Source organism: Micromonospora sp. AMSO12t (assembly GCF_008806585.1).
Taxonomy (GTDB): domain Bacteria; phylum Actinomycetota; class Actinomycetes; order Mycobacteriales; family Micromonosporaceae; genus Micromonospora; species Micromonospora reichwaldensis.
Window position 1 is genome coordinate 1 of the sequence record NZ_WAAS01000084.1, and the last position, 24,750, is coordinate 24,750.

The 24,750-nt window shown below is 72.9% G+C and carries 23 protein-coding genes; 10 read left to right on the top strand and 13 right to left on the bottom strand.

The window, feature by feature from the left end; all coding sequences use genetic code 11:
• Window positions 1-108: 108 nt before the first annotated feature.
• The gene (locus F6X68_RS15025) at window positions 109-1,371 is read left to right on the top strand and encodes an AI-2E family transporter (RefSeq protein ID WP_225852219.1); all 1,263 of its coding nucleotides are present in this window, start codon (window positions 109-111) and stop codon (window positions 1,369-1,371) included.
• A 240-nt stretch (window positions 1,372-1,611) separates the two neighbouring features.
• Here the strand turns inward: F6X68_RS15025 and F6X68_RS15030 are convergent, their stop codons facing one another.
• From F6X68_RS15030 to F6X68_RS15060, 7 genes are all read right to left on the bottom strand, one after another.
• Window positions 1,612-2,421 carry an alpha/beta hydrolase gene (locus tag F6X68_RS15030; RefSeq protein ID WP_151454867.1) on the bottom strand — a complete coding sequence of 270 codons (810 nt, stop codon included), beginning with the start codon at window positions 2,419-2,421 and terminating at the stop codon, window positions 1,612-1,614.
• A gap of 66 nt (window positions 2,422-2,487) precedes the next feature.
• Window positions 2,488-2,814 carry a hypothetical protein gene (locus tag F6X68_RS15035; protein WP_172896372.1) on the bottom strand — a complete coding sequence of 109 codons (327 nt, stop codon included), beginning with the start codon at window positions 2,812-2,814 and terminating at the stop codon, window positions 2,488-2,490.
• 65 nt (window positions 2,815-2,879) lie between these two features.
• Window positions 2,880-3,929: a hypothetical protein gene (locus F6X68_RS15040; RefSeq protein WP_151454868.1), complete on the bottom strand. Its 1,050-nt coding sequence runs from the start codon at window positions 3,927-3,929 to the stop codon at window positions 2,880-2,882.
• Complete coding sequence (locus F6X68_RS15045) at window positions 3,926-4,420, bottom strand: SigE family RNA polymerase sigma factor (protein WP_151454869.1); 495 nt, start codon at window positions 4,418-4,420, stop codon at window positions 3,926-3,928. Before F6X68_RS15045 ends, F6X68_RS15040 begins: the two co-directional genes overlap by 4 nt.
• 40 nt (window positions 4,421-4,460) lie before the next feature.
• Window positions 4,461-6,248: a 3-hydroxyacyl-CoA dehydrogenase family protein gene (locus F6X68_RS15050; protein WP_151454870.1), complete on the bottom strand. Its 1,788-nt coding sequence runs from the start codon at window positions 6,246-6,248 to the stop codon at window positions 4,461-4,463.
• Window positions 6,249-6,462: 214 nt separating this feature from the next.
• The gene (locus F6X68_RS15055) at window positions 6,463-7,521 is read right to left on the bottom strand and encodes an alpha/beta fold hydrolase (protein ID WP_151454871.1); all 1,059 of its coding nucleotides are present in this window, start codon (window positions 7,519-7,521) and stop codon (window positions 6,463-6,465) included.
• Between the two features lie 99 nt (window positions 7,522-7,620).
• Window positions 7,621-8,085 (bottom strand): FHA domain-containing protein, encoded by a 465-nt coding sequence (locus F6X68_RS15060; protein ID WP_151454872.1) that lies wholly within the window; start codon window positions 8,083-8,085, stop codon window positions 7,621-7,623.
• A 263-nt stretch (window positions 8,086-8,348) separates the two neighbouring features.
• Between F6X68_RS15060 and F6X68_RS15065 the strand changes: the two genes are divergently transcribed.
• Both F6X68_RS15065 and F6X68_RS15070 read left to right on the top strand, forming a co-directional pair.
• On the top strand, window positions 8,349-9,845 hold the full coding sequence (locus tag F6X68_RS15065) for an aldehyde dehydrogenase family protein (protein WP_151454873.1): 1,497 nt from the start codon (window positions 8,349-8,351) through the stop codon (window positions 9,843-9,845).
• A gap of 68 nt (window positions 9,846-9,913) precedes the next feature.
• A complete protein-coding gene (locus F6X68_RS15070; protein ID WP_151454874.1) occupies window positions 9,914-10,591 on the top strand; it encodes a methyltransferase domain-containing protein in 678 nt (225 codons plus the stop codon).
• A 72-nt stretch (window positions 10,592-10,663) separates the two neighbouring features.
• Here F6X68_RS15070 and nucS read toward each other — a convergent pair whose 3' ends face one another.
• Window positions 10,664-11,323, bottom strand: a complete 660-nt coding sequence (gene nucS / locus F6X68_RS15075) for an endonuclease NucS (RefSeq protein WP_151454875.1) — start codon at window positions 11,321-11,323, stop codon at window positions 10,664-10,666.
• A 71-nt stretch (window positions 11,324-11,394) separates the two neighbouring features.
• On the opposite strand from nucS, the gene F6X68_RS15080 reads away from it, so the two are divergent.
• Complete coding sequence (locus F6X68_RS15080) at window positions 11,395-12,012, top strand: DUF4126 domain-containing protein (RefSeq protein WP_151454886.1); 618 nt, start codon at window positions 11,395-11,397, stop codon at window positions 12,010-12,012.
• A gap of 210 nt (window positions 12,013-12,222) precedes the next feature.
• On the opposite strand, the gene F6X68_RS15085 is transcribed toward F6X68_RS15080, so the two are convergent.
• A complete protein-coding gene (locus tag F6X68_RS15085; protein ID WP_151454876.1) occupies window positions 12,223-12,819 on the bottom strand; it encodes a hypothetical protein in 597 nt (198 codons plus the stop codon).
• A gap of 1,248 nt (window positions 12,820-14,067) precedes the next feature.
• On the opposite strand from F6X68_RS15085, the gene F6X68_RS15090 reads away from it, so the two are divergent.
• On the top strand, window positions 14,068-15,003 hold the full coding sequence (locus F6X68_RS15090) for a polysaccharide deacetylase family protein (protein WP_225852220.1): 936 nt from the start codon (window positions 14,068-14,070) through the stop codon (window positions 15,001-15,003).
• 61 nt (window positions 15,004-15,064) lie between these two features.
• The gene (locus F6X68_RS15095) at window positions 15,065-15,367 is read left to right on the top strand and encodes a DUF1540 domain-containing protein (protein WP_151454877.1); all 303 of its coding nucleotides are present in this window, start codon (window positions 15,065-15,067) and stop codon (window positions 15,365-15,367) included.
• 75 nt (window positions 15,368-15,442) lie between these two features.
• On the opposite strand, the gene F6X68_RS15100 is transcribed toward F6X68_RS15095, so the two are convergent.
• A complete protein-coding gene (locus tag F6X68_RS15100; protein WP_151454878.1) occupies window positions 15,443-17,449 on the bottom strand; it encodes a protein meaA in 2,007 nt (668 codons plus the stop codon).
• Window positions 17,450-17,599: 150 nt separating this feature from the next.
• Here F6X68_RS15100 and F6X68_RS15105 point away from each other — a divergent pair, with 150 nt between their 5' ends.
• Window positions 17,600-18,448 carry an ABC transporter ATP-binding protein gene (locus F6X68_RS15105; protein ID WP_151454879.1) on the top strand — a complete coding sequence of 283 codons (849 nt, stop codon included), beginning with the start codon at window positions 17,600-17,602 and terminating at the stop codon, window positions 18,446-18,448.
• Window positions 18,445-19,290, top strand: coding sequence for an ABC transporter permease (locus F6X68_RS15110; RefSeq protein WP_151454880.1), 846 nt, complete (start codon window positions 18,445-18,447; stop codon window positions 19,288-19,290). The genes F6X68_RS15105 and F6X68_RS15110 overlap by 4 nt, the downstream gene beginning before the upstream one ends.
• Window positions 19,291-19,310: 20 nt before the next feature.
• Here the strand turns inward: F6X68_RS15110 and F6X68_RS15115 are convergent, their stop codons facing one another.
• Window positions 19,311-20,267, bottom strand: coding sequence for a helix-turn-helix transcriptional regulator (locus tag F6X68_RS15115; RefSeq protein ID WP_151454881.1), 957 nt, complete (start codon window positions 20,265-20,267; stop codon window positions 19,311-19,313).
• Between the two features lie 58 nt (window positions 20,268-20,325).
• On the opposite strand from F6X68_RS15115, the gene F6X68_RS15120 reads away from it, so the two are divergent.
• Entirely contained in the window at window positions 20,326-21,510 is a 1,185-nt protein-coding gene (locus F6X68_RS15120) for an MFS transporter (protein ID WP_151454882.1), read from the top strand.
• A 32-nt stretch (window positions 21,511-21,542) separates the two neighbouring features.
• On the opposite strand, the gene F6X68_RS15125 is transcribed toward F6X68_RS15120, so the two are convergent.
• Window positions 21,543-22,391 (bottom strand): 3-hydroxyacyl-CoA dehydrogenase family protein, encoded by an 849-nt coding sequence (locus tag F6X68_RS15125; RefSeq protein ID WP_151454883.1) that lies wholly within the window; start codon window positions 22,389-22,391, stop codon window positions 21,543-21,545.
• 174 nt (window positions 22,392-22,565) lie between these two features.
• Complete coding sequence (murA, locus tag F6X68_RS15130) at window positions 22,566-24,005, bottom strand: UDP-N-acetylglucosamine 1-carboxyvinyltransferase (RefSeq protein ID WP_151454884.1); 1,440 nt, start codon at window positions 24,003-24,005, stop codon at window positions 22,566-22,568.
• Here murA and F6X68_RS15135 point away from each other — a divergent pair.
• On the top strand, window positions 24,004-24,576 hold the full coding sequence (locus F6X68_RS15135) for a cob(I)yrinic acid a,c-diamide adenosyltransferase (RefSeq protein WP_132231212.1): 573 nt from the start codon (window positions 24,004-24,006) through the stop codon (window positions 24,574-24,576). The genes murA and F6X68_RS15135 overlap by 2 nt on opposite strands.
• Window positions 24,577-24,750 lie beyond the last annotated feature (174 nt).

Sequence of the window (24,750 nt, forward strand, 5' to 3'; positions counted from 1 at the left end):
GGCTCGGGTGGGTGGCGCGGGCAAGCCTGCGGCGTACGCTCCCGGTGGGATTTCGCCGACGTGAGCCGTGGTCGGGCCGTCCCGCGGGAATCGATCCAGGGAGGTCCGATGGCGGACGACGGACCGATGGCGTCGAGCGGCGACCGGGAGCCCGATCGCGCCCCGGCACCGGGCGACAGGAACCGGAAGCCGGAGCACGCCACCGCGCCCGAACACGCCGACAGGACGACAGGCACGACAGGCACCACGGGCACGAGAGACACGACGAGCACGAGAGACACGACCGGCACGGCGGACGACGGCGAGCCGACGGGGAACGGGTCGAGCCGGTTCGGTACGCCGGGGCGGCCGCTGAAGCGCAGCAGCTTCCTGGTCGGCTTCACCGGCGCGGCCGGGGTGCTGCTCGCGTACGCCCTCTATCTGGGCGTGCGCAACGCGGCCGGCATCCTGGTCCTGGTGGTCATCGCGCTCTTCCTCGCCGTCGGCCTGCACCCCGCGGTGGTCCGGTTGCGGTCCTGGGGGCTGCCGCACGGGCTCGCCGTGGCGGTGGTCGCGCTGACGGTCGTGCTACTCCTCTGCGGTGGCCTGTTCGCCCTGGTGCCGCCGATCGTGACGCAGAGCGGGCAGTTCATCGAGCAGCTCCCGAGCTACCTGGAGGCGTTGCGCCGCAACGAGACGGTCAACGACCTGGTGGAGCGGTACGACCTGATGGAGCGGGTGCAGAGCGCGGCGAACGCGGACACGGTCGGTCAGGCCCTCGGCGGGGTGCTCGGCGGCGCCCAACTGATCTTCGGCACGGTCTTCCGGGGGCTGACCGTGCTGGTGTTGACCATCTACTTCCTGGCCTACTTCGACCGGCTCCGCGACCTGGGCTACTCGCTGGTGCCCCGCTCGCGCCGGGAGCGGGTACGGCTGATCGGGGACGAGATCCTGACGAAGGTCGGCGCGTACATGGTCGGCGCGCTCAGCATCGCGGTGCTGGCCGGGGTGTCCACGTTCGTCTTCGCGGTGATCGTCGGGCTGCCGTACCCGTTCGCGCTGGCCGTGGTGGTCGCGGTGACGGACCTGATCCCGCAGATCGGCGCGACCCTCGGCGCGGTGATCGTCAGCCTGGTCGGTTTCGCCACGGACCTGCCGGTCGGCATCGCCTGTGCGGTGTTCTTCCTGATCTACCAGCAGGTGGAGAACTACCTGATCTATCCCAAGATCATGCGCCGGTCGGTGTCGGTCAACGAGGTGGCCGCCCTGGTGGGCGCCCTGCTCGGGGTCTCCCTGCTGGGCGTGGTGGGCGCGCTGATCGCGATCCCGGCGGTGGCCGCGCTCCAGCTCATCCTGCGGGAGGTGGTCCTGCCCCGGCAGGAGTCCCGCTGACCCCGCCCGGCCCGGCCCGACCGGCCACCGGTGGACCGGGCCGCCACGGGTGAACCGGGCGGCCACGGATGGACCGGGTCGGCCACGGCCAGACCGGTCGGCCACGGATGGACCGGGTCGGCCACGGGTGGACCGGGTCGGCCGGGCCCGCGACGGGAGCGCGCGGCGGAGGGCGGGCCCGCGACGGGAGCGCGCGGCCGGAGGGCGGGTCCGCGGCGCGAGCGCGAGGCCGAGGGCGGGTCAGCCGGCCTGGCCGGCAGGCGGGCCGGGCACCGGGCGGTCCGCGAAGGAGGCCACCGTGCGGTCGGCGTACGCGCTGACGTCGCCGGTCTCCATCGGGCCGTCCCAGGTGGTCGGCAGCGGCACGGCGGCGGCCGGGTTGACCCGGCGGACCACCTCGTCCAGCACGGTCTCGGCGTCGCCGACCCAGAGGTGCTTCGCCCCGGGCACCCCGACCACCTCGGCCTGCGGCACCGCCGCGAAGCGCTCCCGGGCCTCGTCGGGGCGCAGGTAGTCGTCGAACTCGGGCACCAGCGCGGTCAGCGGCTTGCCGGACTCCGTCCAGTGCTCCAGGTCGGCCGGGGCGGAGAAACGCAGCGGCGGGGAGAGCAGGATCGCCCCGACGACGGCCGGGTCGCAGCCGTACTTGAGGGTGAGGTCCGTGCCGAACGACCAGCCGAGCAGCCAGACGTTCGGCAGCTCGTGGAACTCGGCGTACTCGATGGCGGCGGCGACGTCGAAGCGCTCGCCGACCGCGTTGTCGAAGGCCCCCTCGCTGGTGCCGCGCACGCTGCTGGTCCCCCGGGTGTTGAAGCGGAGCACCGCCAGGTCGGCCAGGGCCGGCAACCGCCACGCCGCCTTGCGGAACACGTGGCTGTCCATCATCCCGCCGTGCGTCGGCAGCGGGTGCAGGCAGACGAGGGTGCCCACTGGCTCCCGGTCCAGCGGCCGGGCCAACTCGCCGACCAGCCGCAGACCGTCAGCGGTGTGCAGCTCGATGTCCTCGCGGTGCCCGGGCAGGATGGAGGACGCGCGGATCGGTGTGCTCACCCCACCAGTCTCGCCGGTGCGGCCGGGAACCGCCGGGCGGGGCGGAAACAGCGTGATCCAGATCGCTCAGCCGTAGCGGGGAGCACCGCGACCACGCTGGACGACCGGCCCACGCCGGTCGCGGGCACGCCAGCACCCGCTGTGCCAGTGCCGCCGGTCGGTCAGGTCGCCCCGCCCGTCCGCCGGCCACGCCACCAGGTGCGCCACCCCGGGCCGGATCTCCTGGTCACAGCCGGGACAGCGGTACGTCTTGGTGGACGCGCCGCCGCTGATGCCGCGTACCTGCCAGTCGCCGTCGCGCCACTGCTGCACCGAGGCGACGCCCTGCCGGGCCCGGTCGGAGTCGAGGTGCGCGGCGTCATCGCGGCGGGGTCGGTTGCGACGGGGGCTCACGCTTGCCAAGCGTACGGGCCGGCGGCGGGACCGGCCCGGGGTGGGCGGGCCGGCCCCGCCGCTGGTCAGCCCCAGGTCTGCGGGTCACCGGGATCGGTGGCGACCTGCGCCCCGCCCAGCAGGACGGCGGCGTCCGCCTCGGTGAAGTCCCCGTGCGACCAGCTGAAATCGACGATCAGGTGGGCCTTAGGGATGCCGAGCAGCTCCAACTGGTCGCCCCGCGGGTAGAGGTAGGCGGCCCGACCCCCGATCGTCCGGTTGCCCGCCGTACGGCCGGTGACCATCGAGCGCGCGTAGTCGAACGCGACACGCGTCTCCGCTTCCCCGGGCCCGTTCACCACCAGCGACATGTGCAACGTGGCGGGGAAGGACCCCGCATCGACGGTGCACTGGTCCAGCCGGGCGCCGGCGGGCAGCGTGGTGAGCCGCACCGGCGCGACGCAGCGGCGCGCCTCACCCAACCGGAGGGCGCCGACCGCCACCTCGATCTCCTCGGCGGTCACGGCGGACACGGCGGCCCGGGCGTACAGGCCGGGGGCCGGTTGCCAGAGCCGGATCCAGATGGAAGTGCCGCCCTCCCGGTGCAGGCGATCGGTGCCATCGAAGACCGTCCCGCCCGTCATCCCGGTGGCCCCCGGCGGCAGCCCTTCGACCGCGTACTCCCACAGCGCGTCGGCGGAACGGGCCAGCGCGACGCTCACCGGCCGGCCACCGCCGACCTCGACGCGGATGCTCTCCACGCCGAACCCGACGTGCCAGCCCCGGTAGCGGGCGCGGGCCGGGTCGAACCCGAAGTGCAGTACCTGCGGATCCGTGCCGACCAGGTCGGGCCGGGCGGCCGCGCCGGGGACGTTCTCCAGCCGGGGCGGCGCGGCGGTGGCGGCGTCCGGCGCGGCGGCGTCCGGCGGGCGTACCCGCTCCGGCAGGCCCACGCCGGTGGCGACGGTGAACCCGAGCACCGCCGCCACGCCCAGCGCGAGGCCCGCGCCGGCCCGACGGCGACGGCGACGGACCCGTCCCCCGGCGACGGCACGGGAGGTGAGCCGGTCGGTGTCGACCGTCCCCTCGGCGCGTTCCCGCAGCGTCCGTACGATCCGTTCGTCGAGGTCGGTCACGGCCGGCTCCCGTTCGTCGCCGGGACGCCGTGGCGCTCCCGGAGGTTGTTGAGCGCCCGCATGGCATGGGTGCGGACGGTGACCGGCGAGCAGCCGAGGATCTGGGCGATGGTCGCGTCGTCGAGGTCCTCGTAGTAGCGCAGCACGAGCACCGCCCGCTGGCGGTCCGGCAGCCCGAGGATGAGCCGCCACATGGCGTCCCGGTCGGCCGTCTCGCCGCCGAGGTCGCCGTGCTGGGGCCGTTCCGCGAAGTCGGCGGTGGCCAGCTCCCGGTTCGTCCGCCGGCGCCACCAGGAGTTGTTGGCGTTGACCAGCATCCGGCGCACGTACACGTCCGGCCGGTCCACCCGGGCGATCCGCCGCCAGTGCACGTACGCGCGGGTCAGGACGTCCTGGGTGAGGTCCTCGGCCCGGTGCTCGTCGCCCGTCAGCAGCCGGGCCAGCCGCATCAGGGCGGGGCCTCGGCTGCCGACGTACTCCTCGAAGGTCACACCATGCAGACGCCGTCACCGGCGGGCGGTGTTGACCGGGTCAGCGACGGGTGTGGTCGCGGAAGCCCCGGCCGCTCTTGCGCCCCAGGTAGCCGGCCGTGACGAGGTGCTCCAGCAGCGGCGCGGGCGCGAAGCCCGGCTCGCGCAGCTCCAGGTAGAGCTCCCGCTGGATGGCCAGCGAGACGTCCAGGCCGACCACGTCGAGCAGCTCGAACGGGCCCATCGGGTAGCCGCAGCCCAGCTTCATGGCGTGGTCGATGTCGTCGGCGGTGGAGTAGCTCGCCTCCAGCATCTTCACGGCGTCGTTGAGGTACGGGAAGAGCAGCGCGTTGACGATGAAGCCGGACCGGTCGCCGCAGACCACGCCCGTCTTGCCCAGCGCGGCACAGACCGCGCGGGCGGTGGCGGTGGTCTCCGTCGAGGTGCGGATGGTCTCCACGACCTCGACCAGCGGCATGAGCGGCGCCGGGTTGAAGAAGTGCAGCCCGATCACGTCGGCGGGCCGCTGGGTGGCCATCGCGACGTCGATCACCGGCAGCGATGAGGTGGTGGTGGCGAGCACGACGCCCGGCTTGCAGATCTCGTCGAGGCTGGCGAAGAGGGCCTTCTTGACGCTCAGCTCCTCGACCACGGCCTCGACGACGAGGTCGACGTCGGCGAGGTGGTCCAGGGTGGCCGACCAGTTGATCCGGCCGAGCGCGGCGTCCCGGTCGGCCTCGCTGAGCTTGCCGCGCACCACGCCCTTGTTGAGCGAGGTCCTGACCGCCTCGAAGACCTTGGCGGACTTCTCCGCGCCCCGGGTCACCGAGACGACCTCGTAGCCGGCCTTCGCGAAGACCTCGATGATGCCGGTGGCCATCGTCCCGGATCCGACGACGCCGACCTTCGCGATCGCGGCGGCGCCGCCGAGCGCGGCCTCCGTCGCCACCGGCGTCTGCTCGTCGGGTACGACGACCGGGGAGCCCGGCCGCTCGTAGGTGTAGAAGCCCCGGCCGGACTTGCGGCCGAGCAGCCCGGCGGTGACCATCTGCTTGATCAGCGGCACCGGGGCGTGCCGGCGGTCCCGCCCGCCGCGCCGGTACATGGTGTCGAGGATCTCGTACGCGGTGTCCAGGCCGATCAAGTCCATCAGCGCCAGCGGGCCCATGGGCAGGCCGCAGCCGAGCTTCATGGCCGCGTCGATGTCCTCGCGGGTGGCGTAGTGCGCCTCGAACATCCCGACGGCGTGGTTGAGGTAGCCGAAGAGCAGCGCGTTGGCGATGAAGCCGGCCCGGTCGCTGATGGTGACGTCGACCTTGCCGAGCCGCTTGCAGAGCGCCTCCACGTCGGCGACCACGTCGGCGGAGGTGACCACCGTCCGGACCACCTCGACCAGCTTCATCACCGGGGCGGGGTTGAAGAAGTGGATGCCGATCACCTGGTTGGGACGGCTGGTGGCGACGGAGATCTCGGTGACACTCAGCGACGAGGTGTTGGTGGCCAGGATCGCCTCGGGCTTGCAGACCCGGTCCAGCTCGGCGAAGATCCGCTGCTTGAGGTCCAGGTGCTCGGGCACCGCCTCGATGACCAGGTCGACCGCGTGCAGCGCGTCCAGCCCGACGGCGAACCGTACGCGGCTCAGCAGCGCGTCCCGGTCGGCCTCGGCGAGCTTGCCCTTGGCCACGGCCCGGTCCGTCGACCCGGTGAGGATGGCCCGGCCGCGTTCCAGCGCGTCCTCGGAGACCTCCACCGCGACGACGTCGACCCCGTTGCGCGCGAATACCTCGACGATGCCGGCACCCATGGTGCCCAGACCCACAACGCCCACGCTGGTGAAATCACGCGCCACGACCAGCCTCCTCGATGCTCCGCACAGCCGCGTTAACGACCATTAAGGTTATGCGCGCGAGTCTGCCACGTGACGTTGCGTTGTCGAGGCGCCGTGGGAAATTTCACGAGCCCAGCGGGGTTGCGCGCGCGCCGTTCGACGAGGCGGGTCGGCTCCCGGCCGGTCGGCTCGCCGCGCCGGCCGCGCTCGCCCGTCGATCGGCCCACCGTGTCGATCAGCCCACCGTGTCGGTCAACCTCAGCAGCTCGGCGACGAACTCGGCCGGCCGCTCCAGGTGCGGGCTGTGCCCGCAGCCGGGCAGCAGCACCTCGCGGTACGCCCCGCCGGCCGCCGCGTAACGCTCCAGCACCGCCCGGGTCTGCGCCACCATCGGCTGCGCCGGGCAGGCCGCCTCCCCCGGCCAGCCGGGCACCACGCCCAGCGAGCCCAGGTGGGCCAGGTCCATCATCGCGGTGTCCGAGACGATCACGTCGGCGTCCCCGTGGATCCAGGTGACCGGCGGCTTCCCGGCCACGGCGACCAGTTCGTCGGCGATCCGGAAGTGCGCCGGGGAGAGGGCGTTGAGCACGCCGCGCCGTCCCGGGGCGGTGCCGGGCCAGTTCGCCGAGGCCACCGCCGTACCGGGGTAGTTGTCGTCACCGGTCGCGGTGGAGAGGAGGCTGTCCAGCAGCAGCTCCTCGTCGTCGCCGAGCGAGGCCGGGTCCGCCACGTAGGTGGCCCGCAGCACGGCGCGCGGGCTGGCCGGGCTGTCCACGCCCCGGTCGCCGGCGGCCAGCCGCCTGACGAACTCTCCGTTGGCGGTGCCGCCGCCGGTGCCGGCGAAGTCGGGGGTGGTCGGCGTCCCCGTCAGGTCCCGGGTGCCGCCGTAGCCGTACGGCGAGACCGGAGCGGCGAGCAGCAGCGCGCCCACCCGGTCGGGGTGGTCGACGAGCAGCCGCAGGGCCACCCCGCCGCCGAGCGAGTGGCCGACCACCACCGGCCGGACGCCGGGGGCGAAGAGGGACGGCTCGTCGAGCAGCGCGGCGACGTCGTCGGCGAAGTCGCGCAGCCCCCGGGTCGCGTCCACCGGGACGGTGTCGGTCAGCCCGTAGCCGCGCAGGTCGGGCGCGACCACCCGGAGGGTGGCCGGCAGTCGCCGCACGAGCGGCTCCCAGAAGGCCGCCGACGAGCAGTTGCCGTGGATCAGCAGTACGGGAACGCCGTCCGGCGGCCCGGCCACCCGTACCGCCTGGGTGATCCCGTTCGCCGACACCTGCCGCTGTCCGGTCTCCATCCGCCGGATGCTGCCACGGGGGCGCCGGACGCGTCCATGGGCCGGCCCGCCACCTTCACCGGCCCGGAGGTGTGCGCCGGCATCCGCCGTCGGCGCCGGTCAGGACGGCGCGGACACCGCCGCCGGAAGCGCCACCGGCGACACCGCGTCGACGGCCGGTGCGGCCTGCGCCGCGATCGGCAGCGGCAGGGTCGGGCGGCGGTCCCGGCGCGGCTCGCCGAAGCTGAAGCCCACCGGGTCGGTCCGCGCCACGCCCGGGTCGAAGACGCGCAGCTCGGTGCGGCCGAGCCGGATCACGTCCCCGTCGGCCAGCCGCTCCACGCCGGTGATCCGCCGGTCGTTCAGCCAGGTGCCGTTGGTGGAACCCAGATCCGCCAGGGCCGCCCCCTCGCCCGTCAGCCAGACCTCGGCGTGCCGGCGGCTCAGGTGGGCGTCGTGCACCACGATGTCCGCGGTCGACCCCCGGCCGATGACCTGCCGCTCAGGGCCCACCCGGACGCTCAGCCCCCGCATCGCCCCACCGGCCACCGTCAACAACGGTCTCAGTTCCGGATGTTCCTCCATGGAATGTCAGCCTCCACCCCGCGCGGTCACCCCGCGCGTCAGCCTGCCACCACACGGTAGTCGCCTCCACCGCCGCATGGTCACCTCCGCGTCCCCGGCCGGACACCTCGCGTTCGGCGATTCGGCGCCCTCCGGCGGAAGAATCATCACAAGTCCGGCCGACCGCCGTCCACCCCGTTCCGCCGTTCCGCGGCCGGTCCGACCGGCGGGACCCTGCCGTCGCGGCCCTACCGGCGAGTAATTCTCAGGTCTAGACTTCCGCCATGACGGCTGTGCGTGTCCCGGGTACCCCGATCATCGAGGACGGTCGGCTGGTGTCGACGAGCCCGGCGACCGGCGCGGAGGCCGGACGCCTGCCGGTCGCCACCGCCGAGGACGTCGGGCGGGCCGTCGAGCGGGCCCGAGCGGCCGGCGAGTGGTGGGCCGGGCTCGGCTTCGGCGGGCGCAGGGAGCGGCTGCTGCGCTGGCGCAGCCTCCTCGCCCGGCGGATCGAGGAGATCGCCGAACTGGTGCACGTCGAGGGCGGCAAGCCGATCGCCGACGCCGTCGTCGAACTCGTCAGCGCCGTCGAGCACGTCGACTGGGCGGCCCGCAACGCCGGCCGCGTGCTGGGCCCCCGCCGGGTCCGCTCACGGCTCGTCCTGGCCGAGTTCTCCGCCCACCTCGAATACCAGCCGTACGGCGTCGTCGGCGTGATCGGCCCGTGGAACTACCCCGTCTTCACCCCGATCGGCTCCGCCGCGTACGCGCTGGCGGCGGGGAACGCGGTGGTGCTGAAGCCCAGCGAGTACACCCCCGTCGTCGGGCAGTGGCTGGTCGACACGTTCGCCGAGGTGGTGCCGGAGCAGCCGGTGTTCACCGCGGTGCACGGGCTCGGCGACGTGGGGGCGGCGCTCTGCCGCTCGGGAGTGGACAAGGTGGCCTTCACCGGCTCGTCGGCCACCGCCCGGAAGGTGATGGCGGCCTGCGCCGAGTCGCTGACGCCGGTGCTGCTGGAGGCGGGCGGCAAGGACGCGATGATCGTCGACGCCGACGCAGACCTGGACGCCGCCGCCGAGGCGTGCGTCTGGGGCGCGCTGACCAACGCCGGCCAGACCTGCATCGGCATCGAACGGGTCTACGCGGTCGAGCCGGTCTTCGACGCCTTCGTCGGCAAGGTCGTCGAGCGGGCCGGCCGGTTGACCGTCGGCGCGGACGACGCGGACATCGGCCCGATCACCATGCCGAGCCAGGTCGACGTGATCCGCCGGCACATCGACGACGCGCTGGCCCGGGGCGGCCGGGCCGTGCTCGGCGGCGCGGACGCGGTGCAGCCGCCGTACGTGCGGCCGACCGTGCTGGTGGACGTCCCGGAGGACTCCGCCGCCGTACGCGAGGAGACGTTCGGGCCGACGCTGACCATCAACCGGGTCCGCGACGCCGACGAGGCCGTCGCCCGCGCCAACGCCCTGTCGTACGGCCTGGGGGGTTCGGTCTTCGGCCGGCGGCGCGCGGTGGCGATCGCCCGGCGACTGCGCTCGGGCATGGCGTCGGTGAACTCGGCGCTGACCTTCGCCGGGATGTCCACCCTGCCGTTCGGCGGCGTCGGCGACTCCGGCTTCGGGCGCATCCACGGCGAGGACGGGCTGCGCGAGTTCAGCCGCGCCAAGGCCATCACCCGGCGGCGGGCCCGGTCGCTGCTGCCCTCGACGACCTTCGAGCGGACGCCGGCCGACGTCGCACGACTCGTCAAGGCCATCAAGGTCATGTACGGCAGGTGACTGTCGGATAACCGATCATGAAGACCCTCACATGTGTCCAACGTGGTGGGAGCGGTACATTGCGTTAAATGCGCCCCCATCGATTGCGCTTCCACCTCGTCGACAGTGACCGGTCGTGGAGTGCCCGGCAGCGGCGTCGCCGCGCCGACTGGCTGGTCCGGACGTTCCCTGACCTGGAGAAGATGCACGTCATCGACCTGGGTGGCCGGCTCGGCACCTGGACCCGGGCCGACGTGCGGCCGGCGCGCGTACACGTGGTCAACCTGGAGCGACCGCCCACGGACGTCCCGGAGTGGGCGGAGGTCGACCGGGCCGACGCCTGCGACCTACCGGCCCGGATCACCGGGCGCCGCTACGACCTGGTCTTCTCCAACTCGGTGCTGGAGCACGTCGGCGGGCACGAGCGGCGGCTGCGCTTCGCTGACGCCGTGCGCAACCTCGGCGACCGGCACTGGGTACAGACGCCCTACCGCTACTTCCCCATCGAGCCGCACTGGATCGCGCCGGGCATGCAGTTCCTCCCCGTGCGGCTGCGGACCGCGTTCGCCCGCCGCTGGCCGCTCGGGCACAAGCCGACCCGCAGCCACGAGGCCGCCATCCACCAGGTGCTCTGGACGGAGCTGCTGGACCGCTCGCAGATGCGGCACTACTTCCCCGACTCACGCATCCTCGTCGAGCGGGTGGCCGGCCTGCCCAAGTCGCTGATCGCCGTCCGCGCGGACGGCCCGCCGGAGCCGCCCCGTTGACGCTGCGGCGGGCCCGGCCTCCAGCGTCCGCCGCAACGCCGCGAGGGCGGTCCGACCCGGCCAGCCTCACAGTCAGAACAGGGTGAGCTCGTCGCGCTCGATGCCGCGCAGCTTGTCGTAGTTGACGACGACGCAGCGGATGCCCCGGTCCGTGGCGAGCACCCGGGCCTGCGGCTTGATCTCCTGTGCCGCGAAGACCCCGGCGACCGGCGCGAGCAGCGGGTCGCGGTTCATCAGCTCCAGGTACCGGGTGAGCTGCTCCACGCCGTCGATCTCGCCGCGCCGCTTCACCTCCACAGCCACGGCGCCCTGGTTGGCGTCCCGACAGAGCAGGTCGACCGGGCCGATCGCCGTCATGTACTCACGGCGGACCAGCGTGAACCCCTCGCCGAGCGTTTCCGGGTTGGCCGCCAGCAGCTCCTGGAGGTGCGCCTCCACGCCGTCCTTGCGCAGGCCCGGATCGACACCCAGCTCGTACGAGGTGTCCTGGAAGATCTCCTCCAGGGTGATCCGCAGTTCCTCCCCCGCCTTGTTGACGACCCGCCAGACGCCGGGGGCCTCCTCCAACCGGCAGGGCGGGCTCATCCAGTTCAACGGCTTGTACGCCCGGTCGTCGGCGTGGATCGACACCGACCCGTCCGCCTTCACCATGAGCAACCGGGTGGCCGGCGGCAGGTGGGCCGAGAGCCGTCCGACGTAGTCCACCGAGCACTTCGCAATGACCAACCGCACCCGACGAGGGTAGCCGAGACCCCGGTCCGCGCCACCGAGCGGCACTGGCGCGCCGGTGCGATGCTGAGATGGTGCTCGAAGTTCTCACCGGTACCGGTCTCGCCGCCTCGGCGGGGCTGAACGCGTACATCCCCCTGCTCACCATGGGTCTCCTGGCCCGCTACACCAGCCTGATCGACCTGCCCGGAGGCTGGCAGTGGTTGGGCAACGGCTGGGTGATCGCGATCCTGGCGGTGCTGCTGGTCGTCGAGGTCGTCGCCGACAAGGTCCCGGTGGTCGACCACGTCAACGACGTCGTGCAGACCGTGGTCCGGCCGACAGCCGGCGGCCTGGCGTTCGGCGCGGGCTCGTCCTCGGAGACGGTGACGGTCAGTGACCCTGACACCTTCTTCTCGTCCAGCCAGTGGGTCCCCGTGGTGGCCGGGGTGGTGATCGCCCTCGGCGTACACCTGTTGAAGTCCGCCGCCCGACCGGTCATCAACGCGACCACGGCCGGCGTCGGCGCACCCGTGGCCAGCACCGCCGAGGACGCCACCAGCGTGGCCATGTCGGTGGTGGCGATCCTGCTGCCGGTGCTGGTGCTGGCGTTCCTGCTCGGGCTGGTCGTCTTCGTCTTCTGGTTCGTGCGCCGCCGCTCCGACCGCCGCCGGGAGCGTCAGGCGGCGCGGGCCGCCGGCTTCCGCGTCTGATCGTCGTACGCCCCGACCGCCTCCCGTCTGCCGGTGGCGCGTTGCTGGTGTCCACCCGGCACGCGCCGCTGCCCGACGTGCCCGGCACCGCCGGCTGGGGTCGGCGAACTGACCACGGCCCGCCGAACAACGCCCGCCCCGGCCCCGGACATGCGTCTGGCCGGCACCCCACCTCGGGGTGCCGGCCAGAGCGACGTTCAGTTGCTGTTGTCAGCTGTTCCAGTGCTCGGCCACCAGGTCAGCGGCCTGCTGCTCCCACTGGGCGTAATGGTCCGGGTACGCCGACACCTGCACCGTCTGCGCGGCCTTCGTCAGCGGCATGTCCTGCCACCCGTCGACCTGCTTCAGACCCTTCAGAAACGCCATCGTCGAGTACTCCGGGTCGGTGATCTGCTCCACCGTGCCCCACCCACTGGACGGACGCTGCTGGAACAGGCCCTGCGAGTCATGGTCGTTGCGGTCACCCAGATGACCCAGGTTCGCCAACTTCGACTCCTGCAGGGCGGTGGCGATCGACACCACGGCGGCACGCTCGTCCATGCCGGCCTTCTTCGTCGCCGCGATGATGGCCTTCACGTTCGCGACCTGCTCGTCCGACAGGTCAACGTGCGACTGGGCGCCCTGCACGCCATGCGGCACCAGCTTGCCCATGTCCGGCTTGTCGGCCTGCACCGCAGCCGCCGTGATCGGCGAGCCCGCCTCGACCTCGACACCGGAATTGGCGTGGTTCAGCGGACCGGCAGCCAGACCACCGGCGACCGCCAGGCCAGCGATACCAAGAACGCTCTTACGCATGATCGTGTTCATCGGAAACGCTCCATTCGGGGGTCGGCACCCGCACCGAGGGGGATCGGCTCACGCGGGTGCAAGCACCGTCCGGCGCTCACGAACTCGGCTCAACTCAGGAACCAGGAGATCTCCGGCAACTCGTCCGGAGGAAGATCAGATCGGCCGCGCCCGCCTGCTGACCAGTGGAGGTCGAGGCTGTCTCGCGGGGCGGGGACGCCCTCACGCTTCGCGTTGCGGGTGCCCTTACGCGGGCCGTGACCATGTGTAACCACCGCCGGCCCGCCATCATTCCGGGCCCCAGGCCCGCCAGCCCGTCGGACAACGTGGCCCGGCTCACTCGGACTGGCCCGCACTCGGTCTTGGTTGGCCCGCACCCCACGGGAAGGGTTGCCCTCGATCGGGCGGGTTGGCCTCGCTCACTCGGGCGGTGGCCAGGTCGTCATGGCGTTCTCCGAGGGCGCGGGCGGCGAGAGAATGGCGGCTTGGTTCAGCCTCCCGCGACGGCGGCCTTGCTCGGTCGTACGCACGGTGTAACGACCCCGCCGCAGCCACGATTCCGCCCCCGAAATGCCTCCGGTCGCATCCACAAACCGGACAAAACATTTGGGACGGGGCGTCAGGTGATGCCCGACGCGGCCTCCGACCGGACCTTGGCGACAAGCCCGGACACCCGTGCAGCCAGGAAACAGGTGCCGACCGCCGCACCCCGCCCGAATTGCCCGCCTCGCCACACCCGAGCAAGCCAAGAACACCGGTCCACCCACTGGTGATCAGGACGCCATGGACGTTAAAGCCGCCCGTTAAGGTCCATGGCGTCCTGATCACCAATGCTCGCTTCACGGCGGCAGGCAGGGTGAGTGCTCCCGTTGCGGCGACCGGCCCTCTGCACGGCCGGCTTGAACGGGCCGTCCGGGGCGCGTCGACCGGGTCGCGGCACCGCGGTCGTATCGCCCGGTCCGCATCGCCCGGTCCGCATCGCTCGGTCTGCGTCGCTCGGTCTGCGTCGCCCGGCTCGCGGCACCCGATGTCGGGATGAGCGGGGACCCACCGGGCACTGCCAGCCGGGATGAGGCAGGCGCAACCAGCCGGGACAGAGCCCGCGCAAGCAGCCGGGACAAGGCCGTGGAATCAACCGGACACGGCCCGCGCAAGCAGCCAGGACAAGGCCGCGCGACCAACCCGACGGGGTCCCCGCGCGCAGCCGGTTCAGGTAGCACGCTCGACAGCGGGCACGCAGGAAATGTCAGGCGCTGACATCATCTCCCGGTGCACGTGAAGATCCCCCGCGTTCCGCTCGTCGCGACCCTCACCGCCGTCGTCGCCGCCGCGGCTCTCCTCGTCCTCCCAAACCCGCTGCGCGCGCCGGCCGACGCCGGCATCGTCCGCATCGCGGCAACCGATCGCGCCGCGGCCGCCCCGGAGACCACGGCCCCCGCCGCGCCCGCGGTGACGGTGGCCCCGGCCACCCCGGAAACCACGGCCCCCGCCGCGCCTGCGGCGACGGTCCCCGGCGCGACCCCGGTCGGGACCAGGCCACCCGTCGTCGACCACGGACCGCGTACGGGGAACAAGGTGGCGCTCACCTTCGACGCCGACATGACGGACGGGATGCGGTACCAGCTGCGCAGCGGCGCGGTGCGGTCGTACGCGAACCTGAAGATCATCGACCTGCTGGAGCGGGAGCGGGTGCCGGCCACCTTCTTCCTCACCGGCAAGTGGGTGGAGCAGTACCCGGACGTGACCCGTCGACTCGCCGCGAACCCGCGCTTCGAGCTGGCCAACCACACGTATGGGCACCTGGCCTTCACCCCGGACTGCTACGGCCTGCCCCGTATCGCGGAGCGGGAGATGACGGCCGACGTGGCCCGTACGTTCGACGTGGTGGCCGCGTACGGGGGGCGGCAGACCCGGTACTTCCGCTTCCCCGGGCTGTGCCACGACCGGAAGGCGCTGGCCGCGCTGGCGCCGCTGGGGGTGACGGTGGTCGACGGCGACGTGGTCAGCGGCGACCCGTTCGCGAAGTCCTGGCGGCCGGTGGTGCATGCCGCGCTGGACGGGGTGCGTCCGGGATCGGTGATCGTCCTGCACGTGACGGAGGCGAACGCGCCGATGACGGACGAGGCGCTGCCGCACATCCTGGCCGGGCTGGCCGAGCGCGGCCTCGAGCCGGCCCCGCTGTCCGAGGTGCTCGGAGTGGGCTGAAGCAGGCTCGGCAAAACCCACAAAAGCCTAAAATCGGGGCACGACTCTATAGGAGGTCACCATGACCGCAGCAGTGGAGATGCCCCGCGTCCAGGAATGTGTCGTGGCGGCGTGCTCGTACAACCACACCAACGACTGCCACGCCTTCGCCATCACCATCGGCAGCCCGGACCACGCGCACTGCCACACCTTCGTCGAGATGCCGGCGGTCCGTGGCGGGGTCGACGGCGGCATGACCGCGCAGGTGGGCGCCTGCCAGCGCGCGGACTGCCAGCACAACGAGCAGCTGGAATGCCACGCGCCGTCGATCAAGGTCGGTCCCGACAACGACATGGCCGACTGCATGACCTACGTCAGCCGCTGACCTGACACGGGCGCACCGGCGTCGGGCCGCGACGGACAGGCCCCTGGCGACGCGTCCTCGCCGGGGGCCTTCCCCTCAGCGCAGGCCGTTGGCCTCCCGGACCACGGTCACCAGGTCGTCGATGATCCCGGTCAGGGCGAAGTCCTTCGGCGTGAAGACCCGGGCCACCCCGGCGGCGCGGAGCTGCTCCGCGTCGCCGGCGGGGATGATCCCGCCGACCACCACCGGCAGGTCCGACCGGCCGGCGGCGCGCAGGCCGTCCAGCACCGCCGGTACCGCCGCCAGGTGCGAGCCGGAGAGGACCGAGAGGCCGACCAGGTCCACGTCCTCCTCGACGGCGGCGGCGACGATCTGCCCGGCGGTCAGCCGGATGCCCTGGTAGACCACCTCGAAGCCGGCGTCGCGGGCGCGTACCGCGATCTGCTCCGCGCCGTTGGAGTGCCCGTCGAGGCCGGGCTTGCCGACGAGCAGCCGCAGCCGGCCGCTGCCCAGCTCGCGGGCGGTGGCGGCGACGCGCGCCCGGACGGCGGCCAGGGTGGCGTCCCCGCCGGCCCCGGCGGCGCCGGTCAGGCCGGTGGGCGCCCGGTACTCGCCGAAGACCTGGCGCAGCGCGCCGGCCCACTCGCCGGTGGTCACCCCGGCCCGCACGCACTCCAGCGTCGCCGGCATCAGGTTCGTCGTGGTCGCGGCGTCCGCGCGCAGCCGGGCCAGTGCCGCGTCGACAGCCGAGTCGTCCCGCCCGGCCCGCCACCGGCGTACGGCCTCAGTGGCCGCCGCCTCGACGGCCGGGTCGACCTGCTCGACGGACTCGGCGCCGGCGGCGGTCAGCGGCGACGGCTCGGTCTCGGTGAACCGGTTGACGCCGACCACCACGTCGGCGCCGGATTCCATCCGGCGGCGCCGCTCGGCCAGCGAGGCGACCAGGGCGCTCTTGAGGTAGCCGGTCTCGACGGCCGCGACGACGCCGCCCATCTCCAGCACCTTCTCCAGCTCGACCCGGGCCCCGGTGACGATCTCCTCGACCAGCGCCGTCATCACGTGCGAGCCCTCGAACAGGTCCGGGTACTCCAGCAGGTCCGACTCGTACGCGAGCACCTGCTGCATGCGCAGCGACCACTGCTGGTCCCACGGCCGGGGCAGGCCGAGCGCCTCGTTCCAGGCGGGCAGTTGCACGGCACGGGCCCGGGCGTCCCGGGAGAGGGTCACGCCGAGCATCTCCAGCACGATGCGCTGGATGTTGTTCTCCGGCTGCGCCTCGGTCAGGCCCAGCGAGTTGACCTGCACGCCGTAGCGGAACCGCCGCTGCTTCGGGTTCTCCACCCCGTAGCGCTCGCGGGTGATCTCGTCCCAGAGCGCCCCGAAGGCGCGCATCTTGGCGATCTCCTCGACGAAGCGCACCCCGGCGTTGACGAAGAAGGAGATCCGCTGCACGACGTCGCCCATCCGCTCGGCGGGCACCTGCCCCGAGTCACGGACCGCGTCGAGCACCGCGACGGCGGTGGAGAGCGCGAAGCCGACCTCCTGCACCGGCGTCGCGCCGGCCTCCTGGAGGTGGTACGAGCAGATGTTCACCGGGTTCCAGCGCGGCATCTCGCGCAGCGCGTACGCGACGACGTCGGCGGTCAGCCGCAGCGACGCGGCCGGCGGGAAGATGTGGGTGCCCCGGGAGAGGTACTCCTTGATGATGTCGTTCTGCGTGGTGCCGGCGCAGCGGGACAGCTCCGCGCCCTGCTCCTCGCCGACCGTGCCGTAGAGGGCGAGCAGCCACATCGCCGGCGCGTTGATGGTCATGGACGTGTTCATGTCGGCCAGCGGGATGCCGTCGAAGAGGGCCCGCATGTCGCCGAGGTGCGCCACCGGCACACCGACCCGACCCACCTCGCCGGCGGCGAGCTCGTGGTCGGGGTCGTAGCCGGTCTGGGTCGGCAGGTCGAAGGCGACCGACAGGCCGGTCTGCCCCTTCGCCAGGTTGCGGCGGAAGAGCGCGTTCGTCGCCGCGGCCGAGCTGTGCCCGGCGTAGGTGCGCATCACCCAGGGGCGGTCGCGCTCGGGCAGCCGGCCGGGGAGAGCCTTCTCGTCCATGGCGGGAGTCTAAGTTACCGTTCAGTCACCAGAGCTGTGGAAAACCACACAGCTCCATGGAGCGGAAACCCGGGTGCGAAGCGCCCGACATGGGCGCGACCACCACACCCCGGCCGGCCCACCGCCGCGGCCAGGTCGCACACTTGACGCATGCATGACGAGCTGGCGATCTCCGTCCGGGGGCTGCGCAAGGCGTACGGGGACAACGTCGCCGTGGCGGGCGTGGATCTCGACGTCCACCGCGGCGAGGTCTTCGCCCTCCTCGGCCCCAACGGCGCCGGCAAGACCACCACCGTGGAGATCCTGGAGGGCTACCGGCGGCGCGACGCTGGCGACGTCGACGTCCTCGGCAGCGACCCGGCCCGTCCGGCCGCCGACTGGCGCTCCCGGGTGGGCATCGTGCTCCAGGGCACCGGCGAGTTCGACGAGTTGACGGTCGCCGAGGTGGTGCGCCACTTCGCCGGCTTCTACGCCGACGCGGACGACCCCGACAAGGTCGTCGAGCGGGTGGGGCTGGCCGGCAAGGCGAAGGCGCGTACGCACACCCTCTCCGGCGGGCAGAAGCGCCGGCTCGACGTGGCGCTCGGCATCGTGGGCCGCCCCGAGCTGCTCTTCCTGGACGAGCCCACCACGGGCTTCGACCCGGAGGCGCGCCGGGAGTTCTGGGAGCTGATCCGCGACCTGGCCGCCGCCGGCACCACCATCGTGCTCACCACCCACTACCTCGACGAGGCGGAGTCCCTCGCCGACCGGGTCGGCGTCATCGCGGGCGGCCGGGTGGTCGAGGTGGCCACGCCCGACCAGCTCGGCAACCGGCGCGAGGCCCTGGCGACGGTCTCCTGGCGTACGCCGGAGGGGGCGCGGGAAACGGCGGAGAGCGCGACGCCGACGGCGCTGGTGGCGGAGCTGGCGGCGCGCTTCGGCGGCGAGGTCCCCGGCCTGACGGTGACCCGGCCGACCCTGGAGGACATCTACCTGCGCATGATCGGACACCGATGACCACCACGACGAAGCCGGCCGCGCCGGTCACCACGGCACCGGCCCGGCGACCCGGCCCGGTCGCCCTCAGCCTGCGGCAGAGCCGGCTGGAGATCACCCAGTTCCTGCGCAGCCGGGAGTCCGTCGTCTTCACGATGGGCTTCCCGGTCATCATGATCCTGATCTTCGCGGCGATCTTCGACGACGAGATCGCCCCCGGTGTCAGCTACACGCAATACTTCATCACCGGCATGATCGCCACCGGCCTGATGACGGTGAGCTTCCAGAACCTGGGCATCTGGATCCCGATCGAGCGGGACCGGGGGGTGCTCAAGCGCTACCGGGGCACGCCGATGCCGAAGTGGGTCTGGTTCGCCGGCAAGGTGATCATGGTCGTGGCGATCGGCATCGCCGAGACCGTACTGCTGCTCGCGGTCTCGGTGGCGCTGTTCGACCTGGAGCTGCCCGGGACCGCCGCGAAGTGGCTGACCTTCGGCTGGGTGTCGGTGCTCGGCGTCACCGCCTGCACGTTGTGCGGCATCGCCATCTCGTCGCTGGCCCGCACCGCCCGCAGCGGCTCGGCAGTGGTCACCCCGGTCGCGCTGGTGCTCCAGTTCATCTCCGGGGTGTTCTTCGTCTTCACCGAGCTGCCGACCTGGATGCAGCAGGTGGCGGCGCTCTTCCCGCTGAAGTGGATGTGCCAGGGCCTGCGCTCGGTCTTCCTGCCGGACGGCTTCGGCGCCCGCGAGCCGGGTGGCTCGTTCGAGCTGGACCGGGTCGCCCTGGTCCTCGTCGCGTGGTGCGTGATCGGCCTGGTGCTCTGCCTGACCACGTTCCGCTGGACGACCAAGCGCGACGGCTGAGGTCTGAGGAAGGGCCCCGGCTAACGCGTGGACGTCGTGAGCGCGACACCGAGCGGCGTACGCCAGTAGAGCACCTCGCGCCCGGACCGCCGCTTGCCGACGGCGCCCGCGTCCAGCAGCACCCGCAGGTGGTCGCCCACCGTCCCGAGGGAGAGCCCGGTCACCGCCACGAGTTGCGAGGTGCTCAGCGGCGTGTCCAGCCGGACCAGGATGTGGGCCCGGTTCGCGCCGATCAGCCGGGCGAGCCCGTCGGGTGCCGGTGAGGTGGGATCGACCAGGATCCCGCGCACCGGGTACACCATCCCGAACCGGGTCGGCCTGTCCCAGACCACCCAGCCGCGACGGCAGTGCGCCGGGAGGAAGACCAACTGCTCGGCCTCGTCCAGCGACAGCGGCGGCTCCGGGTAGTCGTTGACCTGGAGCCGACCGTCGCCCAGCCAGCACACGTTGCGGTTGAGGTCGGCGAACACCCCGGCCCAGCCGCCCGCGCTCAACGCGGCGGTGCGGGCCACGATGTCCGCCCGGAGCCGGCGTTCCCGCTCCGGCCACTCCGGCTCGACGGTGTGCGTCCAGACCCAGTCGAGCAGCTCCACCACCTGCCCGGTGAGACCGTCCGCCAGCAGCTCGGCGGCGAGCGGCTCCGGGCGGGTGGCGCGCAGGTCGGCCCGGATCCGCTCGTCGGACAACCGCCCGACGGCCGCCAGCTCCGCCGCGAACGTCGGTTCCGGCGAGGCGGGCGCGACGGTGAGGAAGTCGGCGGTCCACCGGGGGTGGAACGACGCGGGCAGCAGCGCCCGGACCACCGGCCGACCGGCCAGCATCCGCCGGAACGCCGCGACGTGCGGCTCCCGCCAGGCCCGCTGCCACGGGCTACGCGGGTCGTGCAGCGCGCGCAGCGCGGCGACCGTGTCGACCATCGGCGAGACCGTGAAGCGGCTGCGCGCGAGGAGATCCGACGGCACCTGCCAGACGGCCATGTTTCGCCTCCAGACGTAACTCTAGGAGATCCACCCGGCACCCCACACGATCGGGCCCGTGAGAACGTACGCAGATCTGTTCGCGGTCCGGGAGTTCCGCAACCTGTTCCTGGCGAACTGCGCGGGCATCGCGGCGCACACCACGTCGGCGCTGGCGCTGGGCTCGCTGACCTACGCGTCGACCGGCTCGGCGCTGCTCACCGCGCTGAGCATGTTCGGCGCGCCGCTCGCCGGCGTGCTCGGCAGCCTGACGTTGCTGTCGGCCGCGGACAGCCTGCCGCCCCGCCGGGCGCTGACCTTCGCCGCCGTGCTGGTCGCCGCCGGAGCGGCACTCCAGGCGGTGCCCGGCCTGCCGCTGTGGGCCCGGTTCGCGATCATCTTCACCGGCGCGTACGTCGGCTCGATCACGGGCGGGGCCCGGTGGGCGCTGCTCACCGACATCCTGCCGACCGACGCCTACGTGCTGGGCAGGTCCACCATGAACACGAGCGTCGGGGCGATGCAGATCGCCGGCTTCGGGCTGGGCGGCGTCCTGTTGTTCTGGCTGGACCCGTACGAGGTGTTCCTGCTCGCGGCGGTGCTGCGGGCGGTGGCGGCGGCAGTCGGGTGGTTCGGCATCTCGGAGCGCCCGGCCCGGACCACCGCCCGGACGACGGTGGGGCGCACGCTCCGGGTGAACCGCGAGCTGTGGACGGATCCCGGCCGCCGCGCGCTCCTGCTCAACCTGTGGCTGCCGCCCGGCCTGGTCGTCGGCTGCGAGGCGCTGTTCGTGCCGTACGCCGGGGACCGCGCCGGCTTCCTCTACGCCGCCGCGGCCCTCGGCATGCTGGCGGGCGACGTCGTGGTGGGACGGTTCCTGCCCCCGGCCCGGCGCAACCGGCTGGTTCCCGCCCTGCGGCTGCTGCTCGTCCTGCCCTACCTGGCCTTCGCGCTGTCGCCGGCGCTGCCGCTGGCCATGCTGGTCGCGGTCGTCGCCTCGGTGGGCTTCGCCGCCGGGCTGCCGTTGCAGGAGCGCCTGATCGCCCACTCACCCATCGAGTTCCGGGGCCAGGTGCTGGGCCTGCAGCACAACGGGATGATGGCCGCGCAGGCGCTGTGTGCCGTGCTCGCCGGCACGGTCGCGGACCTGGTCCCGGCGGGCTGGGCCGTCGCGCTGCTCGCCACGGCGGCGCTGGCGGCCACCCTGATGCTCACCGCCGGGCTGCGGCGGACCGCCCCCGCGCCGGTGGAGGCGGTCCGCTGAGCGGCCGGGCGACGTCGCGCCCCGGCTGCCCGTCAGTACGTGTAGAAGCCCTTGCCGCTCTTGCGCCCGAGGTCGCCGGCGGTGACCATGCGCTGGAGCAGCTCCGGCGGGAAGAACTTCTCGTCCGCCGTGTCGGTGTAGATGTTCTTCGAGGCGTGCAGCAGCACGTCCACGCCGGTCAGGTCCGTGGTGGCCAGCGGGCCCATGGCGTGGCCGAAGCCGAGGCGGCAGGCGGTGTCCAGGTCCTCGGCCGACACCACGCCCGACTCGACGAGCTTGACCGCCTCGACGACCAGGGCCGCGATCAGCCGGGTGGTGACGAAGCCCGCGATGTCCCGGTTGACCACCACGACCGTCTTGCCGATCTCCTCGGCGAACGACTTCGCCGTGGCCAGGGTCTCGTCGCTGGTCTTGTAGCCACGCACCAGCTCACAGAGCTTCATCATCGGCACCGGCGAGAAGAAGTGGGTGCCGACGACGGCCTCCGGGCGCTCGGTCACCGCGGCGATCTGCGTCACCGGGATGGCCGAGGTGTTGGTCGCGAGCACCGCGTCGGCCTTGCAGATCTTGTCCAGCGCGCGGAACACCTCGTGCTTGATCTCCAGCCGTTCGAAGACCGCCTCGACCACGATGTCCGCGTCGGCCGCCGCCTCCAGGTCGGTGGTGGGGGTGATCCGGCCCAGCGCCGCCTCGACCTCGGACGCCTCGATCCTGCCCTTCTCGGCGAACCTGGTCAGCGACTTCCGGATGCCGTCCATGCCCCGCCCGGTGGCCGCGTCGTCCAGGTCCCGCAGCGTCACCTGCCAGCCCGCCTGCGCCGCCACCTGGGCGATGCCCGCGCCCATCAGCCCGGCCCCGACGACCGCGAGTCGACCCGCCATCTGCTTCTCCCTCGCCTGATTGAGTGTCTGCCAGCACCCTAGTCGGCGAGCCTGAACGGATGCTAAGGCGGCCGGGCGCGGTGGACCCTCCAGGTGCCGGCCCACGCCCTCCCACGTGCGCGGCCCCGCCGGGGGCCGTGGGCCTCGGAGGGCGAGGTGCCGCTCGGCGCGGGCTCAGATGCTCAGGTCCGGTTCCTCCGGTGCGGTGCCCCGCTCCACCTCGACCCCGAGCGCGCGCAGGTCGGCCGCGAAGTCCGGGTAGCCCCGGTCCACGTGGTGCACGTGGGACACCTCGGTGACCCCCTCGGCGCAGAGCCCGGCGATGATCAACCCGGCGCCGGCCCGGATGTCGGTGGCGCGCACGGGCGCGCCGGAGAGCCGGTCCCGGCCCCGGACCACCGCGTGGTGGCCGTCGGTCTTGATGTCCGCGCCCAGCCGCATCATCTCGTTGGCGAACATGAAACGGCCGTCGAAGATGTTCTCGGTGATCAGGGAGGCCCCGTCGCTGACCGCCGCCAGCCCGATCGCCATCGGCAGCAGGTCGGTGGCGAAGCCCGGGTACGGCAGCGTCACGACGTCCACCGCCTTCGGCCGGTCGTCCATCCGGATCCGGAACGCGTCGCCCCGGGTCTCCACCAGGCCCCCGGCGGAGACCAGCTTGTCGAGCGCGACCTCCAGGAACGCCGGCTCCACCCCGGTCACGGTGACGTCCCCCCGGGTCATCGCCGCGCCGAACGCCCAGGTACCGGCGACGATCCGGTCCCCCACCGTCGCGTGCCGCACCGGCCGCAGCCCCGGCACCCCCTCGATGTGCAGGGTGGAGGTGCCGGCGCCGGAGATCCGCGCGCCCATCTGGTTCAGCATCGTGCAGATGTCGACGATCTCCGGCTCCCGGGCGGCGTTGTCGATGACGCTCGGCCCCCGGGCCAGCACCGCCGCCATGACCAGGTTCTCGGTCGCCCCGACGCTGGGGAAGTCGAGCACGATCTCCGCGCCGTGCAGCCCGTGCGGCGCCGACGCGATCACGAAGCCGTGCTCCCCGGAGATCTCGGCACCCATCCGGGTCAGCCCGGAGACGTGCATGTCCAGGCCCCGCGAGCCGATGGCGTCGCCGCCCGGGTGGGCCACCCGCACGTGCCCCCGGCGGGCCAGCAGCGGGCCCAGCACGCAGATCGAGGCGCGCAGCCGGCGTACGAGGTCGTAGTCCGCCTCGGCGCCGGGCTGCTCGGGCACGTCGATGACGACCGACCGGGACCGGGCCACCCCGCCGTACGCGACCATCGGGTCGACCGGGTCGTCGGCGTCGAACCGGACGCCGCAGCCGAGCCGGCGGAGCACCTCGCCCATGATCGCGATGTCGGTGATGCGCGGCACGTTGGTGATGACGCTGCGGCCCGGCGCGAGCAGCGCGGCGGCCATCAGCTTCAGCGCCGAGTTCTTGGCGCCCACGACGTGCACCGAGCCGGCCAGGCGCGCGTCGCCGCGCACCCGGATGACGTCGAGGTCGTGGACCGCCGGGTCACCGGCGTCGCCGGGGCTCCCGGCTGATCGGACGGCGGTGCCGCCCGGCCGCTCCGGGATAGTCAGGTCCGGTATCCGTAGGCTGTGCGTCATGGCCGTCCACCTCACGCGCATCTACACCAAGGCCGGCGATGCCGGCATGACCAGGCTGAGCAACAACGAGCAGGTGCCGAAGACCGATCCGCGCATCTCCGCGTACGCGGACGTCGACGAGTGCAACGCCGCGATCGGCGTGGCGCTCGCCCTGGGACAACTCGACGAGGAACTGCGGGCCGTCCTGGCGTCGATCCAGAACGACATGTTCGACGTGGGCGCCGATTTGGCCACCCCGGTCGAACCCGACCCGAAGTACCCGCCGCTGCGGGTCACCGAGGCGTACGTCGAGCGCCTGGAGGGCTGGTGCGACGAGTACAACGCACGCCTGAGCAAGCTCGACTCCTTCATCCTCCCCGGCGGCACCGCGGGTGCGGCGCTGCTGCACGTGGCGCGGACGGTCGCCCGACGCGCCGAGCGGGCGGCATGGGCCCTGGTCGCGCACGACCCCGAGCGGACCAGCTCGCTCCCGGCAAAGTATCTCAACCGGCTATCGGATCTGCTCTTTATCCTGTCAAGAACGGCAAATCCGGACGGAGATGTGCTATGGGTGCCGGGCGGCAACCGCTGAGCCGTCTCCACTCGCGGTGAGAAGCCCTCTCCTCGCGGTGGGGTGTCTCCGGGGTACCGCAGCCGCCGAGCGGAGGTGGAAGTGGGCTCCGGCGGAACCCTCGACAACGAGGCGAGGGTCAGGCGGCGGGCCAGTCCTGGGAGGCCAGACGCGGCGAGACCGCCCCCGGAGGGG

What these genes read in the sequence shown, in the direction of transcription:
- F6X68_RS15070 (WP_151454874.1), top strand. Translation starts at nt 9,914, where the DNA reads ATGCGCCCCCATCGATTGCGCTTCCACCTCGTCGACAGTGACCGGTCG.
- F6X68_RS15055 (WP_151454871.1), bottom strand. Translation starts at nt 7,521, where the DNA reads ATGGAGACCGGACAGCGGCAGGTGTCGGCGAACGGGATCACCCAGGCG.
- F6X68_RS15105 (WP_151454879.1), top strand. Translation starts at nt 17,600, where the DNA reads ATGCATGACGAGCTGGCGATCTCCGTCCGGGGGCTGCGCAAGGCGTAC.
- F6X68_RS15115 (WP_151454881.1), bottom strand. Translation starts at nt 20,267, where the DNA reads ATGGCCGTCTGGCAGGTGCCGTCGGATCTCCTCGCGCGCAGCCGCTTC.
- F6X68_RS15085 (WP_151454876.1), bottom strand. Translation starts at nt 12,819, where the DNA reads ATGAACACGATCATGCGTAAGAGCGTTCTTGGTATCGCTGGCCTGGCG.
- F6X68_RS15100 (WP_151454878.1), bottom strand. Translation starts at nt 17,449, where the DNA reads ATGGACGAGAAGGCTCTCCCCGGCCGGCTGCCCGAGCGCGACCGCCCC.
- F6X68_RS15065 (WP_151454873.1), top strand. Translation starts at nt 8,349, where the DNA reads ATGACGGCTGTGCGTGTCCCGGGTACCCCGATCATCGAGGACGGTCGG.
- F6X68_RS15060 (WP_151454872.1), bottom strand. Translation starts at nt 8,085, where the DNA reads ATGGAGGAACATCCGGAACTGAGACCGTTGTTGACGGTGGCCGGTGGG.
- F6X68_RS15125 (WP_151454883.1), bottom strand. Translation starts at nt 22,391, where the DNA reads ATGGCGGGTCGACTCGCGGTCGTCGGGGCCGGGCTGATGGGCGCGGGC.
- F6X68_RS15110 (WP_151454880.1), top strand. Translation starts at nt 18,445, where the DNA reads ATGACCACCACGACGAAGCCGGCCGCGCCGGTCACCACGGCACCGGCC.
- F6X68_RS15095 (WP_151454877.1), top strand. Translation starts at nt 15,065, where the DNA reads ATGACCGCAGCAGTGGAGATGCCCCGCGTCCAGGAATGTGTCGTGGCG.
- F6X68_RS15025 (WP_225852219.1), top strand. Translation starts at nt 109, where the DNA reads ATGGCGGACGACGGACCGATGGCGTCGAGCGGCGACCGGGAGCCCGAT.
- F6X68_RS15135 (WP_132231212.1), top strand. Translation starts at nt 24,004, where the DNA reads ATGGCCGTCCACCTCACGCGCATCTACACCAAGGCCGGCGATGCCGGC.
- murA (WP_151454884.1), bottom strand. Translation starts at nt 24,005, where the DNA reads ATGACGCACAGCCTACGGATACCGGACCTGACTATCCCGGAGCGGCCG.